Genomic DNA, 16,891 nt, shown 5'->3' on the forward strand with positions numbered 1-16,891 from the left:
TAGATTGCCGGCAGTAGATAAAGATCCGCACCCATGCGGAGGTGTGATGGAGTCGGTCGCTGGTCTGTCCCAGTGGGCGGCCGCCAAGTTTGGGCGGTACGCCGACGTGGTGACGCAGCTGGCACCGCAGGCGATCGCCGCTGCAGTCGCCCGGCAGATCGACGCACATGAGGCCTCGGGTCTGCGAACCAGACATGCGTACGGTGGTGCATGGCCTGTTCAATACGAGGAGCTGGTTCGGCAACTGGGCAGGCAGGAAGGCGTCGAAGTCGTACGTCCACGCGGGTCGGCGGTCCACATGGTGCTGGTCAACGGCTGTCTGCTGGTGCCGTTCCGCTATGCCGACAACCTGGCCACGAATGTGACGGATCCCCGCGTCGCCAGCAAGCTGAGCAAAACGTGCCGCGAGCTTCTGGGCCAGTTCGGGCCGCAGCTCGAGACCGAGCAGCCGACTTTGTCGGATGGGCTGTTCCCGCTGCCTGCAAGCGTCGTCGAACCGTCAGAACCGCGTCTTCTCGGAGATGCAGAGCCGGACGCGATTGTGCTGGTCGTGTTCGCGGCGAACGAGCAGGCCGGGCTTCTGCGTGTCGGCTTCGCCGAAGCGGCGCTGCACGACAGTGGTGACGTGCAGTGGCAGCACATCGAGTGGCTACCGCTGCCAACAACGCCCTCCGAGGCAGAGTTCGGACGTCCGCTCCTCGCCGCCGGGCCGCTACGCCCGACAGCGGCCGGCACACGCTTCGACGACGCCCCACTGCCAGAGCCGATCGTGAACCCGCGGACCGCCCAGGAACGCCTCACCCGCCCGACCGGCGAGCAAGAGGGCGGCACTCCGCCGCGAACCAACGATGACCGACGCTGAGCACCTGCACCTCGCCTTCACTCATGACGCCGCCGACAACAGGCAGCTGCCAACGGCTGCATCAGTGGCGCGCGTCTTCGACCCCTCCCGGTTGACCCAGGCCCGGCATCTGGCCGGCAGGACGAAGCGCCAGGTCGCCGAGGCCATCGGTGTCACCCCGGCCGCGGTCGGCCAGTACGAGGCCGGCACGAAACCACGAGCCGAGCTGGTCGAGCCGCTCGCGGCGTTCCTGAACGTCCCCGTGCAGTTCTTCGCCGCCGGCCGACCACACGCCAAGCTCGACACATCCGCCGCGCACTTCCGACACCTGCGCTCATCCAAGGCCTACCAGCGAGCGAAAGCAGTAGCGTTCGTCGAGCAACTGTGGGAGCTGACCCATGCACTGGAACAGTGGGTGCGGCTACCTCAGGTCGACGTGCCCGGCTTCGCGGGCGGGGAGGTCGAGCCAGGCGTGGAGCTGCCGGCGGCACCAGCAGACGCCGCGCGAGCGCTGCGCCAACACTGGCAGCTCGGCACCGGACCAATACCCCACCTGGTCCGAACCTTGGAGATGCGCGGAATCATCATCGCCTTGGCGCCCCTTGCCGACGGGGACGCCGCCACCGTCGATGCCTTCTCGACCTCCCGGCTACCACGCCCGACCATGGTGGTCACCAGAGACCGTGCCGATGATGTGTACTGGCACCGGTTCACGGTCGCGCACGAGCTCGGGCATCTCGTGCTGCACGGCGACACCATCCCGGGCGACACCGCCCAGGAACGCGAAGCAGACGCCTTCGCCGCGGAGTTCCTCACGCCACAGGCAAGCATCCTGCCGGACCTGCCGGGCCGGCTGAACTTCACGATCCTCGCCGAGCTGCAGTCAATCTGGGGTGTGTCGATCAACAGCCTGCTATACCGCTGCCGAGAGGTCGGACTGTTCTCCGACTCGACCGCAGCACGGGCATACCAGCGCCTGAGGCAGCTGCGCAACGACGGTGCGTTCGCGCCGCAGCCAATCGCAGGGTTCACCGGCGAGCAGCCGACACTCCTCGCCCGAGCGTTCGCCGTCGCTGCGGAGCAAGGTTTGACGATGCCCACACTGGCCGAGCAGCTAGCGTGGCCGCTTCCGCGGGTGCGTGAGCTGCTGGGCACGAGTGATCATCGTCCGATGCTACGTCTCGTCTGAGACGGCTGGCTCGTCACGGCAGAGCTACCAACTCCCCCCACCAAACGGTACAGGTCATCAGGGGCACCACTGCCCTGATGCTCAGCACCGACCAATAGTAGGAAGAGCAAAGTGGCACCCACACGGACGTCCGCGAAGGACTCGCAGCTGGTCCTCCAGGGCTGTGTACGACAGCTTCCGCCGAGATGGCGTATGGCCGGAGTTCGACCGAGTGGACCGACAGCTTCTGCGGGCAGCGAAGGTCGATGTTGCACAGGTGGCGGCTCAGATTCCGCCCGACCTGATGGCAACGGACGGCCCGCGCGGGGTCCCACCGCGTGGACATGACCGGATGCGGCTTACGGTTGCTGGCATCGCCTGTTGTGAGGGCGGCCGGGAGGACCTGGACTTGTTCTTCCATGCCCTGCGATGGATGGCGCAGCACGAGGCGAGACACTACCCCGAGCCCGGTAAGACCTCAGTCAAGGTCACGCGAGCAATGCTCGCCAAGGCGTTGCGGATACCTGCACGTGACGCCGTTCGACTGCGTCGACTGTCCGTGCTCCTTCGCGACGAACGGTGGGGCTCGGTGGGAAGCTGGCGCTCGACCGACGACCAAGACTGGTCCGTGAACGTCGGTCGCGACGTGCGGTACTTCCGGCGCGTGAGGAGCACCGACGACTTCATTGCCGCGACGACGGCCTGGCTGGAGCCCGTGACCGTTGCTACGCCGGCCGCGGACCTGCCGGGCGCGGCTTCCCCGCAGTCACCCGCAGAGCACGGCAGCTATGTCGACGAGCGGGTCTTCGACCTCGTCAGGCAGTCCGACGGCGCCCGCTGGGACTGCACGAAGCTTCTAGCCCTGCTGCGCGAACTGGACGACAACTACCGAGCCGGTAACGCCTACGCGGCCCACGCGCTGTTGCGCGCCGTGATGGACCATATCCCGCCACTGTTCGGCGAGACGACGTTCGCGCCTGTCGCCAACAACCATCCGTGGGGCAAGACAGACGGCAGATACATGAAGCGACTCGTCCACTTCCGCGATCAGGCCGACGACGTCATGCATCGACAGATCAGCCGAACCCCATGTGTGCTCACGATGGAGGACATGCCGGCCCGCGCCGCAGTCAACCGATTCCTCCTCGGCTGCGTCAGCAAGCTTGCGTAACCGCTGACAACAGACCGCCCGAGGACCCCACCAGTACGGCCGCACCTCCTGACACCGACGCGACGCGAACCGAACAGTGCCGGGCGGGCACGCGCACGGCCGGAGCCTTCACGACCTCCGACCCGGCTTCGCACGCTCGTGTCGGTACTTGCTGAGTAGCGCGGCGTGCGGTGCGCTGTACCCAATCGAGCAGCACAACAGCCCGACTGCACCATAAGCAGGCCGGCGTGTCGTTATGGTGCGGCGACGCCGTTCCGGGCCCGACGCCCTGTGCCCCGACGCGTGCACAGACTACCGCCCGACCTCCGGATTATCCTCATGAGAGACTCCGCGGGAACGATCAGGATCTCTGCGGCGAACGCGGCCGGCCCGCGGACGATGGCAGACCGAACCCTGGGTTAGCGCGGGTGACTACAGCGACCCCTGGTGTCGGCCGCCATAGTCACCCGCCCGGGCCGCGAGCTGCTCGTCGAGGCTGCGCCCGGAGCCGGCCCCGGGACGGCAGCCTATTGCCGCGCCCGCGGCAGCTCCGCGCATGTGGCGGCTCGGCGGAGCCTGGCATGTAGCCGCAGCCCGGCGACGCGTTTCCCGCCAACATCGGCACTCATCCGGTGACCTTTACCTCGGCAGAATCGGTGACCTCGTACCAGGTGCTCGGGTCGACGAATGAAGACGATCATCGGGCGCGAGGAACCAGCGCGGCCGCAGCCTCTGCCGCTTCGCGAGCCACCTGCGGCAGGACCGACGTGTACGTGTTCGCGGTCAGCACGATAGTGGAGTGGCGCAGCATCGCCTGGACAGTCTTGATGTCCGCACCTCCGGCGAGAGCAAGCGTGGCGGCGCCATGGCGCAGGTCATGCAGCCGTATCGGTGGTAGGCCGGTTTCGGCGATGGCTTCCTTGAAGTGGCGGGTGACGTAGTCGGGGTGGATCATGCTGCCGTCCTCGCGGGTGAAGACGAGGCCGGTCTCGACCCAGGCCACGCCTGCTCGCTCGCGGAGGTCGTGCTGGTGTTCGAGGTGTTCGCGGAGCAGCCGGGCGGTGGTGGTGTCCAGGGCGATGGTGGCTTCGCTGCCGTCGGTCTTCGGGGCGGTGAGGTTGAGTTTCCACGCCTCGACGACGACCTGGTGCCGCACGGTCAGCGTGAGCGCGTCGAGGTCGAGATCGGCGCGGTGCAGGCCGCACGCCTCGCCGCGGCGCAGTCCGCGCAGGGCGATGAGGTGGTACATGGCGTACAGCGGGTCGTCGATGATGTGGTCGAGGAACGCGCCGGTCTGCTCGGCGGTCCACACCATGACCGGCGACGGGATGTGGCCGGTGCGCCGCCATTCCGCGACTCGCTGGTCGGTCCAGATGAGTGGCTTCACCGACCGTACCGGCGGCAGTTCGACGTGAGTGGCGGCGTTGTAGGTGATCATCTGGCGGCGCATGGCGGCGTTAAGCGCGGCCCGCAGGGCAGCCTGGATCCGTCGCTGTGCGGCCGGTCCGGCCGGCTTCATCGTGCGGCGGTCACCGTCAAAGCGCTGGCCCAGGTTCAGGTCGGGGTCGGCGAGGTACGCCTGGAACGCCTCATTGTGGGCGTTGATCGCGTCGAACATGGCGGCGACGTGCTTGCCGGTGAGCCGGACCAGTTTGATGTGGCCGAGGTGCGGCTTGAGGTACTTGCGGATGTTGTCGGCGTAGTTGCGGCGGGTCGTCTCGCGCAGTGAGCGGCGCCCGGCGAGCCAGGCGTCGAGCCATTCGCCGACGGTGACGTCGTCGTGTTCGCCGTCGCTGTGCAGCAGCCGGCGGACGGTGGCCTGGTCGGGGAGTGGCTCGCGGCGGCTGATGGCGCCGGCGATGAGGTCGCCGACGCGGGTCGCATCTGAAGGTTCGTCGGCGAGGGCGAGCAGGGTGCGGATGCGGTCGAGTTCGGTGTCGGCGTCGGCTTTGGTGGCGAAGCCGCCGCGGCGTAGTGGGCGGCGTTTGCCGTCCGCGGTTGGTGGGAGTTCGCATTGGTACTGCCAGATGCCGTGCGTCGGGTGCCACGAGCCGCCCGGTCGGCGCAGTTTCGGGCACGCGCGGCCGTAGGGGCGGCCGGTGGCGGGGTTGGTGCAGCTGCACCGCTTGTAGGTGGTGCCGTTCAACCATGCCTCCTGACAGGCGTTCGGTGCGGGTCGCGGGTCGTGTCGATCGACGCTCCGCTTCGTGGGGTGGTCAAGTCGCCGGTACCGGTGGGGTCGACGATGGCGAGCAGGTGGACGACGGCGACGCGGTAGCGGCGGCCGACTCGCAGGACCGGGACGGGGAAGTCGCCGGCGGCGGCGAGGGCGTAGGCGGTGGAGCGGCCGATGCCGAGTACGGCGGCGGCGGTAGGCAGGTCGGTGACGGCGCCGAGTGCGCGGATGTCGTCGACGGTCCAGATGCGTGCTTCGGTGGTGGACACGGTGGTTCCTCTCAGGCATGGGCTGGGACGATTGCGTCATGCATGACCCCGCGCGGCTGGTTGATCGCGAGAACTGGTCCGGTGGCTTCTACGGGCTGGACATCGAGCTCGGCAACGTGGGTCCGCAGCGGCTGCAGTCGGCACTGACGCGGCTGTGGGCTGCCGGGCGCATTGAGGGCTGCTACGCCGATCCGCGGACGTTCGGCACGGACCGGCTGGTTTCGTTACCGCTGCGGGTGTCTTCACTCGAGGAGCACGGACTGATTGCGGGGACGACTGCGTTGCCGTCCGGCCGTCGGGTGGTTTGTGCGTGTACGTCGGTCGAGTTTGACGGCGGGCAGCGGTGGCTGACGTTAATCTGCCGCTCGGCGCCCTTGCTCGTACCGATCGGCGGATCGGTGCCTTTCCGTTCGGTGATGACGGTGGCCCGGTGTCGTTGCGCTGGCGGCACCCGCTCGACGCGTGGCTGGGCACCATCGCGGATGCCGTTCACACGGAGGTCGGCATCGCCTGCGCGGTCATCGGGTTCGAGATCGACGCCGGGAAGGACGCCGCCTCGTTCGCGGCCGGGCTCCCTGAGCAGCGCTGGGAGGCGATCGCACTGCCAGGACCGGACAGCTTGGTGCACACGCCGGCTAACCGGTGAACCGGCGCGGCATAGCATGCCGGCGCTACCGTCTTGTCCATGGGAAGCGGGGGCACAATCGGCGGTGTCTGGGCCGCCGCAGATCTCCGTCCATCGGCTGAGCCGTTCACCGAGGAGTCGACAAGAACCGGCCCCACGGGGCGGATCTAGTGACGGGCGATCAGAGGCACGTCGCACCGCCCGTCCGGCTGCGGGTGCTTGGCCGGCCGACGATCGAGGGCGTTCCCGAGGACCATCACGTCCGCCCGCAGTCGCTGGAGTTCCTGACGTATCTCGTTGTCCGGGGAGGCTCGGCCTGGCAGGAGGACATCTTCGATGACCTGATGCCGGAGCCGTCACGGCGGCTCGCGGCGCAACGGCTGCACACGTACACCTACAACCTGCGCCGCACCTTTGCGCTGGTCGGTGGCGAGCGGCCGTACCTACGCTTGAAGCGTCACCAGTACGTCCTGGACCGCGACGCCTTCGACGTCGACCTTTGGACGTTCCGCGACGCCCTCGCCGCGGCGGAGATGGACGCCGGGGCGGTGTACCGGGCTATCGCCGCGTATGGCGGACCGTTGGCCGCTGGCACCCGGTACCTGTGGATCGAGCGGTTCCGCGAGTCGGCCCGCCGGGCGTACGTTGACGCGGTAGTCGCCCTCGCCAAGGAACTGGCTGGACGGTCCGACGACGCTGGACGAGTTCTCAACGAGGCGCTGCGACACCACCCGGACGACAGTGAGCTGTTGGACGCTCTTGCACGGGTGCGCAGGTGAGCCCGCCCGGTGCCGCTGTTTGGACGGGCTCACCTGTTTCCGCACACGCCGACCTACCGGCGGGTCACGCGGTGGCGCTGACGGCGGCGGATCGGTCTTCGCGGACCAGGACGCTCAGCACCCGAACGGTGCGCCGCAGGCGTTCGTAGACCTCCTCCGGCCGGACCTTGACGTGGAGCATGCTGCCCAGCAGACCCTCGACGAGAGCGACGACCGGTTCGGTCCGGATCGTCTCGGCCGGATCTCCGCGCAGCCAGTGGTTCGCGAAACGGACCGACTCCACGGAGCTGGTCACGTCCTCCTCGTCGAGGACCCGGTCGTGCACGCGGATGTGCTCGATCGCGTCGCGGTCATCGCTGCGGGCGTTGCCGGTGAGCGCGCCGAGCAGCCGGACCGCGCGCCGCGCGGCGAGCAGGGCCTGCGGCGCCGGAACCGACTCGTCGCGGAGGATGGTCAACAGCTCCCGCACCAACGCGATAACCGGCGCCGACCGTACTGCGAGATGCCGGGCACCGCGCAGCCACTGGACCGCGAACGCGGCCGCCTCGTAGTCGACGGGCGGCTGGGCCGAGATGGCAAGCCTTGTAGGCGTGGTCATGATGTATCACCTCCTTCCTGTGTGAATTCAGCGCCGGCCTCATGAAGCGGTGGACGGCGCAGCTGGTACCGCCCGCTGGGCGTGGTGCACCGCAGCGGGCGAAGCAGGTGGGACCCGGAAGACGGAGGCGCCGTCATAGTGACTCCTCGGCGTTGAGAGTCTTCAGCAGCGTGGACGCCCGGTTGTTGGAAACGCGGTGGCCATCGGCGCGCAGCTGACGAGCCAGCGCGCCCCGGGTCAACGGGTCGCCGTTCGCTGTAAGCCGGTCCCGGGCGGAGCGGGCCGCAGGCAGCAACGCGCGGACCGCGTCGTGGTCCCCGTTGTGGGACCGTTTCGCGGACCGGTCCTGGGAGTCGGTCCGCCGGACGGGCGGACCGGCCCGTTCCCGGCTGACCGGCGGTCCCGGTTCGTCGACCTGGGACGAGGCACGAGGGGACCGGGGACCCTCGATGGCGTCGGTCCGCTCGTACGACTCGTGGACCGGCTGCCGCCGGTCGGGGTCCGTGGGCGGCTTGGCGGCGGTGTGCCCGAGCGCGATCTTCACCATGACCAGGAAGCCCAACGCCGGGATCGCGGCGGCGACCCAGCCGATCAGGGACGCTTCGGCCTGCACGACCTGCGCCGCCAGGGAGAGCGCGACGGCGCAGCCCAGGACGACCGCGGGGAACGTTGTGGCGTTGCCGGACCGTTTACGGCGGCGGAGTTCCAGGCCGGATGCGACCGACATCAGTTCGAGGACGACGGCGTCGGCCCAGGCGAGCCACCCAGACTGGCCGTGGTCGCTGGCGACGTTGTGGACGTGGGTGAAGCTCGCCGGACCGGCGGCTCCGGCGACGACGAACATGATGAGGACCTGGACCGTTCCCTCGACCCGGCCGGTCCGGGACTGTTGGTCCCGCGGGGTTGCGGCTGTTACGGGACCACCCCCGTCCGCGGTGCGGGTCGGACTCGTGGATGGAATGCGGAACGCGGGCGCCGGCTCATGGCCGCTGCGGACGTGGACATCAGAACCTTCCGGTAGAGAGAAGTGCGGACGGGCAGTTGGGCAGTGCGACGGCGACGGACGGTACCTCTGGCCTCTGTCACGGCGGAGGAGTTTGCACCAGCGCGGTCGCAGTAGCGCGGTTCCGGCGTCGTTGACAGACCGGTGACAGATCGCGGGCCTGGTAGTCGACCGCGGTGGAGCGCTACAGTCCGCGATCGGCCGGGGAGGGTTGCCCGGCCACGTCGACGAGGCGCACAGGTGCGCCGGGCCGCTGGTGCACCCACCACACCGGCTCGGCCGGGTTGCCTGCGCCGGGTTCGTGCACGGCGGTGGCGACCGGGTAGCGCACACCGCAGCGGCTCAGCTCCTGCTGCAGGTGCCGCTCGCGGGCAGGGTTCGGCAGCCGGAACAGCACCGGCCATACCCGCCGGGTGACCCGCGCCAGATCGGCGTAGCCGTCGAGCTTGTCCACCAGCCGGCTGATCGGCCGTTCCGTACCCAGGTCGAACTCAAGGAAGAACGCGGCTGTGCGACCGTTCTCGGCCCACATGCCGTGCCCGTCGGGCCGTGAGCGCGGTGTGTATGCGCGGACGTGCACGTCGTCGTGCTCCTCCGCGAACTCGCCCATCCGTTGGCACCGCGCCGCGGACCACCAGCGGAGCAGTTCACAGCCGGCGCGGGTGCGCGCGTAGCCGGCCAGCTGGGTGAAGAACTCGTTGACGCCCAACAGGTGCGGCAGGTTCGCGCGGTTCGTCAGATGCCAGCGCCGGCGCTTGGCCCGGTCGCGGCGCGGCAGTTCCTCGCCCCGCTGGGCCGACACGACCTCGACACCGAGTTGGGAGAGCACGTAGTGGTAGGGATACGAGCCGCCGTCGGCCCGCTGCGGGCGGAACCGGTCCAGCAGACCGACCTGGACCAACTTCCGGAGCCGTTCCTGCGCATAGTCCAGCGACGGGAACAGCGCATAGGCGATCTGGAAGGACGTCAGCACCCCATGGTCGGCCAGCCAGCCGAGCAGGACGTGATCGCGGTCGGTCAACTGGGACTGGACCCGCAGGACCGGGTCGATCATCGGCGGTCCCCGGTCACGAAGCACGTTCCCCGGGGGAGAGACCCAGACCGGGGGGTCTGTCGCAGCGGAGCGGCGAACGCTGACAGAGGCCTTGCGCTGGGCTGTGAGCTGCCGGACCGGTCCGTTCGGAGGTCCGGTTCAAGGCGGAGGTCAACAGGGACGGCAAGGCCGGCCCCGCAACGGAGGGCAAGCAGGTCGGCTGCACGAAAATCTCCTGGTTTGTCGTGAACGGATCCCGTAGATCTGAGGTGCGACGGCGCGCCGCCACCGCGAGGGCTACCTCGGCGAGGAACGGCGCAAGGAGGCGGAGCAACGACGCCGATGCCAGGCCGCCATTGAGCGGGCCCGGCCGAAGACGACTGAGGCGCTGCGACTGCTGTGCCGCTCCAGCCGCGCCGGGAGTACCGCTACGGACGAGACGAGGAGCGGCTGACCGGCGCCCGGCGACAGGGTGATCTGGCGTGGCATTCGCGGATGGCCAGCCTGCTGGCGGGAACGCTGACCGAGGCAGCCGGGTCACGTCGTCACGTATCTCCGCACCTCAAACCGGCTTCTGTCAGATTTCGCGGACACCTGTGTTGCGAATGTGGTGCAGGACACACGGACCGACCGACGGTACCGGCTGAGGAGGTGACGGGCAGCTCTGCTGATCGGAGCCCAGCGGGAAGCACGGGCGGGCTACTCACGGCACCGCCACCATAAGGTAGAGGTGGCGGGTCTCCTTGCGGACCGCCTACGCACCCCTATCGGCTCTTGTCAGATTCTGCGAACGCCCCTCCGCGGGAAATCATCCGTTCGGCCGATGCTAAAACACGCTGTAACGGACATTCATGGCAGCGGTCTCAGGGAAGGTCGATAGCGCCGGTTGCGCCTGCGGAAGCGGTGCGGCAGCGTGTGCGACTGACCGCCAGTGGTGATCCCGGGCGCGGTACACCTGCGGAGGGTTTGTCACGCGTCGGCGTGCAGGCCGATCACCCGGGACGGCGTGGTTCCACGGCGTCCTCGCGCCGGCGCCGCGCCAGCGTCGCCTCGATCGCATCGGTGAGCGAGGCGATCGGCACGTTCAGCACGTCGGCCAGCACCGCGATCATGGGTCGACTGGGCAACCGCGCGCCGCGCTCGTACCGCGACAGCTCGTGCCTGGTGACCGTTGGCCGCCCGGACACCGCGCATACCCGGTCGGCGAGATCGCGCTGACTCATGCCGAGCCGTCGTCGACGGTTCGCGACAAGCACGCCGAAGTCATTGGCGACGGCGGTACCGGTGATGATCTGCTCCATCGACGCTCCTGCAGGACGGCTAGACGTCGATGAACGCTCGCCTTTCCGCGAAGGTCAAGTCGTGACCAGGGACGCGATGGGTGTTGCGAGCCGTGCCGCTGGCACCTCGAGGTTGGAGCGACGTCGGCTGTGCGGGGCCAGGCCGTGGAGGTGTACAGCGGCGTCGCGACGCGGTGACGCTGGTGAGCAGTCGCCGTGCTGAAGGATGCGCAGGGACCCCGGTGATCAGACCGTAGAGGCCGCCTAGCGCTAGGCCTAGTGGTTAGCTATCGTTGGACCGTGACATCCGGATACGACCTCAGTCGTGTTGACTCGCTCGGCCGGCGACGTGCTGAGCTTCGTGCCGAGCTCCGGCGCGTGAACGACGAACTCGACGCCGAGGTCGTGAAGGCCGCTCCGCATGTGTCCCAGGCGGACCTCGCGCGCCATAGCGGTCTGACTCGCGAATCTATCGCTCAGAAGGTGCTGCCGCCGCACCGGCGGTGGAAGCGCGGCGCGCGAGGAAGAGGCCAGGCCACACCGGCGTCTGCCCCGCCCGCCGACTACACGCCGTACAGTGAACGGAAGCCGGTCGTCGTCGCGGACAGTCTCTCCCAGCTGGTCGGGCCGGTGCGCGGGACGGTGACGCTCCCGAGTCATCTCGACTGGTCCGGCCATGCAACCTATGACCTTGATGACCCCAAGCGGTTGGTCACCATGTACAAGGTCGTCCTGCAGGAGGCGCAAAGCGTCAACGACCTCGCCAGGTGGCTGAACCACGAGAGGCTCGAAGCCGAATGGGCCGGCATGTACCTGCCGCCGAAGGTCCGCCGGCTTTGGGAAGCTCGGTTTCCTCAGCTCGGTCACGCCGGTGCCGGGCAACGATAGCCGGTGCATCCCTTCCACGAACGGCTGGCTCGCGTCGGACTCGCGGCCGCGGATAGGTACGGTTTCGCTCTGGCGGGCGGCTATGCCGTGCAGGCGGCTGGCCTTCTCGACCGGCCAAGCGAAGACGTCGATCTCTTTACGGCGTGGAACCGAACTGACGAGTTTGACGTCGCCGTCGGTGCAGTCGTGAATGCCTATGGTGGCGACGGCCTTCATGTGGCGGTCGAGCTTCAGCACGCTGGTTCGTTCGCGCGGCTTCGTGTCACTGACCCGGTAGACGGCAGCAACGCCAAAGTCGAGATGGGTGTTGACTGGCGAGCGAACGACCCGGTCCGCATGTCCATCGGCCCGGTCCTGCACCCCGATGATGCCGTCGCAAACAAGATGTGCGCTCTCTTCGGCCGCGCGCTTGCTCGGGACTTCATCGACGTCGATGCCGCAGCTGAGTCCGGTCGATACAGCCACGAGGACCTGCTGTGGCTGGCCCACCGAGCCGACAACGGGTTCGAGCCGCGCGTGTTCGCCGACGCGCTCGGGGCGATCGAGCAACTTTCGACCACCGACTTCGCCGAATACGGGGTGACTGGCCGAGCGCTGGACGGTTTGCGGGCTCGGTTCGCAGAGTGGCGCGTCAAGCTGATCGACAACGACCAGTCTTAGAGCGGGTGTCCACTGTGGATCTGAGCGGGCTCGACGCGTGCTCCGCCGTTTCTGGACACCGCCCCGCCGTCTTGGACTCGGGCCGTCCGGCTGGACCGGAATTCGGACAAGGCCGTACTAAATAGCACACGCAATACTCGTAAAACTGGACATAACTCGCCTTGTAATCGGAAGGTTGCGGGTTCAAGTCCCGCCGTCGGCTCTCCCGATCAAGCCATTGACCTCGTGCTTTGATTCCGCGCTGAACGGTCGCACGGCTCAATCGCCAGAATTGGAGACCAGGCGGAGACCACCCGGTCGCTGCTGACGCTCGACGAGGCCCGCGACAAGACCGGCGACCTCGCCGCCGAGAAGGCGCAGGCCGACCGGGACGGCGTTGAGGGCTCCGATCAGGTACAGGCGGCGCTGGAACGGCAGCGGGAGGCTATCGAACGGGTCGCAGAGGCGCAGAAGTCCGCCGCGGCGAGCAGCGGGGCGGTGACCCAGGAGCTGACGAAGCTCGCTCCGGCCGCGCAGGCGACCGTCGACAAGCTGAAGCAGTTGAAGCCGGTCTTCGAGGAGATCCGGCTCAGCGTCCAGCAGGCCCTGTTCCAGGGTGTCCCGGACGAGTTGCAGCGACTCTCCGACGCCTGGAAAGAGCCACTCAAGAACACGCTGACCAGCTACGCCAGCACCGTCAACGGACTATTCCTGAACCTCGGTAGCAGCGTCCGGAACTCGTCCTGTTCAACATCGCGTGGAGCGTCTCCGCGGCGATCTTCACGACCATGCTCAATGTCCAGACCGTGATCAACGATGCTATCGGCGTCGTGAAGGACGCGCTCAGCACTGCGTTCAGATGGATCGGCGGCAAGATCGACGAAGCGGTCGGGTGGTTCAACGGGCTACGGAACCGCTTCGACTTCGGCGACCTGTTCGGCGGCATTCGCACCGCGTTCAAGAGCGCCCTGAACTGGATCATCGGCAAGTGGAACGGCCTGCAGTTCGCCACCCCGTCGGTTGAGTTTATGGGGGTGCGCACCGACGCAAGGACGATCAGGGTGCCGCACATCGAGCCGTTCGCGAGGGGCGGCGTCGTGCAGCCCCGGCCGGGCGGCTTGGTCGGCCGGATCGCCGAGGCGGGCCAGGCCGAGGCGGTCGCCCCGATCGAGACGCTCAAGGAATACGTCGTCGACGCAGTGACGACAGCCATCGGGCAGAACGGCGGCAACGCCCCGATCATCGTCGAGGCACACATCTATCTCGATGGACGGGAGCTCAAACAGACGGTCGTGGAGACGATCGCCGCAAGTCCCGACACGGTCGCCAAGGCGAACCGGGCGGGCGCCAAGAAGCTCAACTACGCGGGATGATCCGCGCTGCCGGTCACGCCGGATGGCTTAGCCTGTCCGGCTGATCCCCCGGTACGGTCCATGGCACGCAGGGCCCGCCGCGGGCCGCATCCCGATGCGGACCGTTTACCGACCCTCCGGGAGTTGCCGTGTCCTACCCCGACCAGCGCAACCCGCAGCCGGGGCCGCCGATGGACTCAGCTGGCGTGTACCGGGCGAGCGCGTTTCCGACGCCGCGCCGGCCCAGCCGGCGACGCCGGGCAAACACGATCCTCGTCGTGGTCCTGGTTGTGGTCGGCTTCGCCGCTGCCGGTCTGGCGACCGTGGTCCTGCTGCAGAGGTCCGGTACCTCCGTCCTGGGCTTGCTGGCCGCGAAACCTAGCCCTGAGCCGAAGACCGTCGACGCGGCCAAGGCCGCAGCGCAACGCGTCGTTGACCGGGCCGCGGCCTGGGGACGCCGGCGGCGCGTGGGACATGCTGTCGGCGCACGGCAAGGCCCTCATTTCCCGCGAGGACTACATTCGCTACGCCAAGGATTGCCCAGGCGTGACCGGGATGGCCGCACAGGTGACGGATGCCCGGCTGGAGACGCCGGAGAAGGCCGTCGTGGTCATCAAGGTGCTTGGATTCACCGTCTCTACGACCATGGTCTACGAACGCGGCGCTTGGGCATGGGAACCAAGTCCCGAGCAGACTGTGGACTGGTCAAAGCCGCTCGACCAGCGGATCGCCGAGGGGAAGGCGAGCGGCTCCTGCGGGACACCTAAGTAGCCGCCCGCCCGGGCGGTACCGGGTTGCCGACGGCGTGGACTCGCCAGCCGCCGAGTTCGGGCCGGTGCAGCAGCGTCACGAAGTGCGCCATCATTTGGGTTGGGCGGCTGGGATCGACGACTCGGCACCACGGCGGAGCGGAAAGTCCACAGTGGACGGCACCATGGTGCCGTACGGCCCGCAAGGAGCAGCCGTTCCGGCGAACCGTTCCGTCTAGCACCCGCCGTGCCGCGCGGTAGCGTGCCGCTACACGCAACCAGATGCGTCCAACCACCCCGGATCGCTCACCCGTCAGGAGCAATTCACCATGCGCAAAAACACCATCCTCGCCATGCTCGCCATCCCACTGGCCGGCCTCGTTCTCGCCTGCGGCAGCACCGGCAGTTCGTCCAATGCCGGCAGCTCCGGCAACAGCGGCAACACCACCAAGCAGGAAGCCAAGAGCGCCCCGGTCACCGTCAAGGCCGGCGAAACGATGACGCTCACCGAAAGCCTCTTCGGCTCCAAGACCGTCGTCGAGATCACGCTCGCGAACGTCAAGCTCAACGCCAAGTCCGGCAACCAGTTCATCACGCCGGGCCAGGGCCAGTTCATCACCGCCGACGTCACGGCCGTGGTCAAGGAAGGTAAGGCCTCCATCAGCAGCGGAGATTTCAAACTCGTCGCCGCCGACGGAACCGCCTACAACACGACGATGTCCCTCAACGGCAAGGACCTCATGGGAAGCGACCTCACGCCGGGCCAGAAGACGTCCGGGCAGATCGTTTTCGACGCTAAGAAGGGCGCTGAACAGGGCGGAAAGGTCGCGATCAAGAGCTGGCTCGCCGAGGGCGACGCGGGCTACTGGACTCTCTGACTCGCGGGTCCGCCGGCCGTCTACTGACGGGTGGCGGCTGGCAGGTCAACCGCGGAGCGCGGGCCGGCACCGGTTGGTGTCGGCCCGTTCTTTGTGCCCCCAGCCGCTGACGGCGGAGGGTGCTGGCCGAGGGTCGACGGGCGCAGCGGGAACGGGGTACGGATGGGCGCGCGCCGGACCAGCCCACGGACAGCCCGGGCTCGTCAGTCCATCACCCAGAACTGCCACCCGGCGGGCGGTGGCGGCCACGACGGGTCGGGCTGCCAGCCCGCAGGCGGCACCCAGCCCGCAGGTGGGGCAGGCCAACCTGGCGGGACAACGAACCGCCACTGCTGCGTCGGGGCGACCTCGATGCTCTGTTCCGCCTGCACCGTCGGTCGCACACCCTCAGCCGCGGGCGGCGAGTTCAGCCAAGCGTCCGTCAACGAACTCGCCTTGCACACGTCCAGCGAGATGTCGGCCTTGATGCGGTTTCCCCTCAAGACCGCCCGTGCCGCTGCCACCATCCCCATGCCGCCGAGGTGGGCGAGCACCGGCAGCAGGTCGTTTGAGGTCGCCGGGCTCAGCGTTCCGGCTGCGACCCCGTTGACTCGAACCTCGACCAGGGTCCGTGTCGATCGCGCCCGCTGCTCCTCCAGTTCGTGGAGCGTTACGTATATCGACGACTCGCCACGGGTGCTGACGAGTTGCGCGCTGTGGGCCATGTGCTTCACCTGCACAGTGCGGCCGGCCGGAATCAGGGCGTGCAACTCGGACGGCGGCATGTTCGCCGGGACGATCATGTGGGGTTCGGCGAGATCGAGGCTGACTGATCCGACGAAGCGGCGGTCCCGCCCTTCCCAGTCTTCGTCTTCGCGTCCCCAGACGCGGGCGCCCACCTGAGGTGTCCAGCCTTGGCCAATGAGTACGGCCAGCACTGGCGAGTAGCGTTTGGCCTGCTCTCTCGGCAGGTAGCCGACGGTGTGTCCGGCGCAGACGACCCTGACGGCGTTCGGGTCGTAGCGGTTGGCTGGTTCCGGGATCAGTTGCGCGGGCATCCATATTTCGGCGCCGTACGGGTCGAAGTTCTGCCCCAGGGCGGCGCGGATCTCCTGTGTGTAGTTCGACTCGCCTACCACTTCCTGCGCAAACGATGTTCCACGCTGGCCCCACAGGTCGAATGGTCGAGTCATTGCCGCAGGCTACCGTCGATGTCATGCGGTATGGAGTGGTGTCGGGCGCGAGGCTCGATGACGAGCCGGTCGGGCCGCTGTTCTCCATCTGTGCCAAGGCGCACGTCATCGCGCGGACCGCGATCGCCGGCGTAAGCACGGTTCAGATCCTGCGGGACAGTCCGGGCGGGTGGCTCGAGGTGGCCGGTACACGGACTCGGGCCGCTATCCGGCGCCGAACCGGTTCGGGTTCGGCCTCTTCTTCGACCGCGACCCCGACCCAGCGAACTCGGCGGCGGGCCGTTCGTAGGG

18 protein-coding genes are annotated in these 16,891 nt (G+C 68.2%); 11 read left to right on the plus strand and 7 right to left on the minus strand.

The features are described from left to right. Window positions 1–46: 46 nt before the first annotated feature. From Drose_RS01580 to Drose_RS01590, 3 genes are all read left to right on the plus strand, one after another. Window positions 47–862: a hypothetical protein gene (locus tag Drose_RS01580; RefSeq protein WP_260726388.1), complete on the plus strand. Its 816-nt coding sequence runs from the start codon at window positions 47–49 to the stop codon at window positions 860–862. Then, on the plus strand, window positions 849–2,030 hold the full coding sequence (locus tag Drose_RS01585; RefSeq protein ID WP_260726389.1) for an XRE family transcriptional regulator: 1,182 nt from the start codon (window positions 849–851) through the stop codon (window positions 2,028–2,030). The genes Drose_RS01580 and Drose_RS01585 overlap by 14 nt, the downstream gene beginning before the upstream one ends. 163 nt (window positions 2,031–2,193) lie before the next feature. After that, window positions 2,194–3,180 (plus strand): hypothetical protein, encoded by a 987-nt coding sequence (locus tag Drose_RS01590; protein WP_260726390.1) that lies wholly within the window; start codon window positions 2,194–2,196, stop codon window positions 3,178–3,180. A 676-nt stretch (window positions 3,181–3,856) separates the two neighbouring features. On the opposite strand, the gene Drose_RS01595 is transcribed toward Drose_RS01590, so the two are convergent. Both Drose_RS01595 and Drose_RS01600 read right to left on the minus strand, forming a co-directional pair. Then, window positions 3,857–5,305 (minus strand): tyrosine-type recombinase/integrase, encoded by a 1,449-nt coding sequence (locus Drose_RS01595; protein WP_260726391.1) that lies wholly within the window; start codon window positions 5,303–5,305, stop codon window positions 3,857–3,859. Next, window positions 5,302–5,604: a helix-turn-helix transcriptional regulator gene (locus tag Drose_RS01600; RefSeq protein WP_260726392.1), complete on the minus strand. Its 303-nt coding sequence runs from the start codon at window positions 5,602–5,604 to the stop codon at window positions 5,302–5,304. The genes Drose_RS01595 and Drose_RS01600 overlap by 4 nt, the downstream gene beginning before the upstream one ends. Window positions 5,605–6,034: 430 nt before the next feature. Between Drose_RS01600 and Drose_RS01605 the strand changes: the two genes are divergently transcribed. Beyond that, window positions 6,035–6,250 (plus strand): hypothetical protein, encoded by a 216-nt coding sequence (locus Drose_RS01605; protein ID WP_260726393.1) that lies wholly within the window; start codon window positions 6,035–6,037, stop codon window positions 6,248–6,250. A 149-nt stretch (window positions 6,251–6,399) separates the two neighbouring features. Next, entirely contained in the window at window positions 6,400–7,008 is a 609-nt protein-coding gene (locus tag Drose_RS01610) for an AfsR/SARP family transcriptional regulator (RefSeq protein ID WP_260726394.1), read from the plus strand. Window positions 7,009–7,072: 64 nt separating this feature from the next. On the opposite strand, the gene Drose_RS01615 is transcribed toward Drose_RS01610, so the two are convergent. The 4 genes from Drose_RS01615 to Drose_RS01630 form a co-directional block, all read right to left on the minus strand. Then, on the minus strand, window positions 7,073–7,606 hold the full coding sequence (locus Drose_RS01615; RefSeq protein ID WP_260726395.1) for a hypothetical protein: 534 nt from the start codon (window positions 7,604–7,606) through the stop codon (window positions 7,073–7,075). 133 nt (window positions 7,607–7,739) lie between these two features. After that, complete coding sequence (locus Drose_RS01620; protein WP_260726396.1) at window positions 7,740–8,450, minus strand: DUF2637 domain-containing protein; 711 nt, start codon at window positions 8,448–8,450, stop codon at window positions 7,740–7,742. A gap of 343 nt (window positions 8,451–8,793) precedes the next feature. Continuing rightward, window positions 8,794–9,663: a replication-relaxation family protein gene (locus Drose_RS01625; RefSeq protein ID WP_260726397.1), complete on the minus strand. Its 870-nt coding sequence runs from the start codon at window positions 9,661–9,663 to the stop codon at window positions 8,794–8,796. 971 nt (window positions 9,664–10,634) lie between these two features. Beyond that, window positions 10,635–10,943, minus strand: coding sequence for a helix-turn-helix domain-containing protein (locus Drose_RS01630; RefSeq protein ID WP_260726398.1), 309 nt, complete (start codon window positions 10,941–10,943; stop codon window positions 10,635–10,637). 357 nt (window positions 10,944–11,300) lie between these two features. On the opposite strand from Drose_RS01630, the gene Drose_RS01635 reads away from it, so the two are divergent. The 6 genes from Drose_RS01635 to Drose_RS01660 all read left to right on the plus strand — a co-directional run bounded on the left by Drose_RS01635 (window position 11,301) and on the right by Drose_RS01660 (window position 15,428). Beyond that, window positions 11,301–11,810, plus strand: a complete 510-nt coding sequence (locus tag Drose_RS01635; protein ID WP_260726399.1) for a hypothetical protein — start codon at window positions 11,301–11,303, stop codon at window positions 11,808–11,810. Between the two features lie 3 nt (window positions 11,811–11,813). Beyond that, window positions 11,814–12,470, plus strand: a complete 657-nt coding sequence (locus Drose_RS01640) for a nucleotidyl transferase AbiEii/AbiGii toxin family protein (RefSeq protein ID WP_260726400.1) — start codon at window positions 11,814–11,816, stop codon at window positions 12,468–12,470. A gap of 477 nt (window positions 12,471–12,947) precedes the next feature. After that, window positions 12,948–13,259, plus strand: coding sequence for a hypothetical protein (locus Drose_RS01645; protein WP_260726401.1), 312 nt, complete (start codon window positions 12,948–12,950; stop codon window positions 13,257–13,259). Continuing rightward, the gene (locus tag Drose_RS01650) at window positions 13,238–13,822 is read left to right on the plus strand and encodes a hypothetical protein (RefSeq protein WP_260726402.1); all 585 of its coding nucleotides are present in this window, start codon (window positions 13,238–13,240) and stop codon (window positions 13,820–13,822) included. Before Drose_RS01645 ends, Drose_RS01650 begins: the two co-directional genes overlap by 22 nt. 453 nt (window positions 13,823–14,275) lie before the next feature. Next, entirely contained in the window at window positions 14,276–14,572 is a 297-nt protein-coding gene (locus Drose_RS01655; protein WP_260726403.1) for a hypothetical protein, read from the plus strand. A gap of 307 nt (window positions 14,573–14,879) precedes the next feature. Further along, window positions 14,880–15,428 carry a DUF4352 domain-containing protein gene (locus Drose_RS01660; RefSeq protein WP_260726404.1) on the plus strand — a complete coding sequence of 183 codons (549 nt, stop codon included), beginning with the start codon at window positions 14,880–14,882 and terminating at the stop codon, window positions 15,426–15,428. A 203-nt stretch (window positions 15,429–15,631) separates the two neighbouring features. Here Drose_RS01660 and Drose_RS01665 read toward each other — a convergent pair whose 3' ends face one another. Continuing rightward, entirely contained in the window at window positions 15,632–16,465 is an 834-nt protein-coding gene (locus Drose_RS01665) for an HIRAN domain-containing protein (protein WP_260726405.1), read from the minus strand. Between the last annotated feature and the right edge of the window lie 426 nt (window positions 16,466–16,891).

Origin of the sequence: Dactylosporangium roseum, from assembly GCF_025264685.1 — a bacterium.
In the GTDB taxonomy this organism is placed as follows: Bacteria; Actinomycetota; Actinomycetes; order Mycobacteriales; family Micromonosporaceae; genus Dactylosporangium; species Dactylosporangium roseum.

What these genes read in the sequence shown, in the direction of transcription:
- Drose_RS01585 (WP_260726389.1), top strand. Translation starts at nt 849, where the DNA reads ATGACCGACGCTGAGCACCTGCACCTCGCCTTCACTCATGACGCCGCC.
- Drose_RS01650 (WP_260726402.1), top strand. Translation starts at nt 13,238, where the DNA reads ATGCTCAATGTCCAGACCGTGATCAACGATGCTATCGGCGTCGTGAAG.
- Drose_RS01625 (WP_260726397.1), bottom strand. Translation starts at nt 9,663, where the DNA reads ATGATCGACCCGGTCCTGCGGGTCCAGTCCCAGTTGACCGACCGCGAT.
- Drose_RS01660 (WP_260726404.1), top strand. Translation starts at nt 14,880, where the DNA reads ATGCGCAAAAACACCATCCTCGCCATGCTCGCCATCCCACTGGCCGGC.
- Drose_RS01630 (WP_260726398.1), bottom strand. Translation starts at nt 10,943, where the DNA reads ATGGAGCAGATCATCACCGGTACCGCCGTCGCCAATGACTTCGGCGTG.
- Drose_RS01655 (WP_260726403.1), top strand. Translation starts at nt 14,276, where the DNA reads ATGCTGTCGGCGCACGGCAAGGCCCTCATTTCCCGCGAGGACTACATT.
- Drose_RS01580 (WP_260726388.1), top strand. Translation starts at nt 47, where the DNA reads ATGGAGTCGGTCGCTGGTCTGTCCCAGTGGGCGGCCGCCAAGTTTGGG.
- Drose_RS01615 (WP_260726395.1), bottom strand. Translation starts at nt 7,606, where the DNA reads ATGACCACGCCTACAAGGCTTGCCATCTCGGCCCAGCCGCCCGTCGAC.
- Drose_RS01620 (WP_260726396.1), bottom strand. Translation starts at nt 8,450, where the DNA reads ATGTTCGTCGTCGCCGGAGCCGCCGGTCCGGCGAGCTTCACCCACGTC.
- Drose_RS01665 (WP_260726405.1), bottom strand. Translation starts at nt 16,465, where the DNA reads ATGCCCGCGCAACTGATCCCGGAACCAGCCAACCGCTACGACCCGAAC.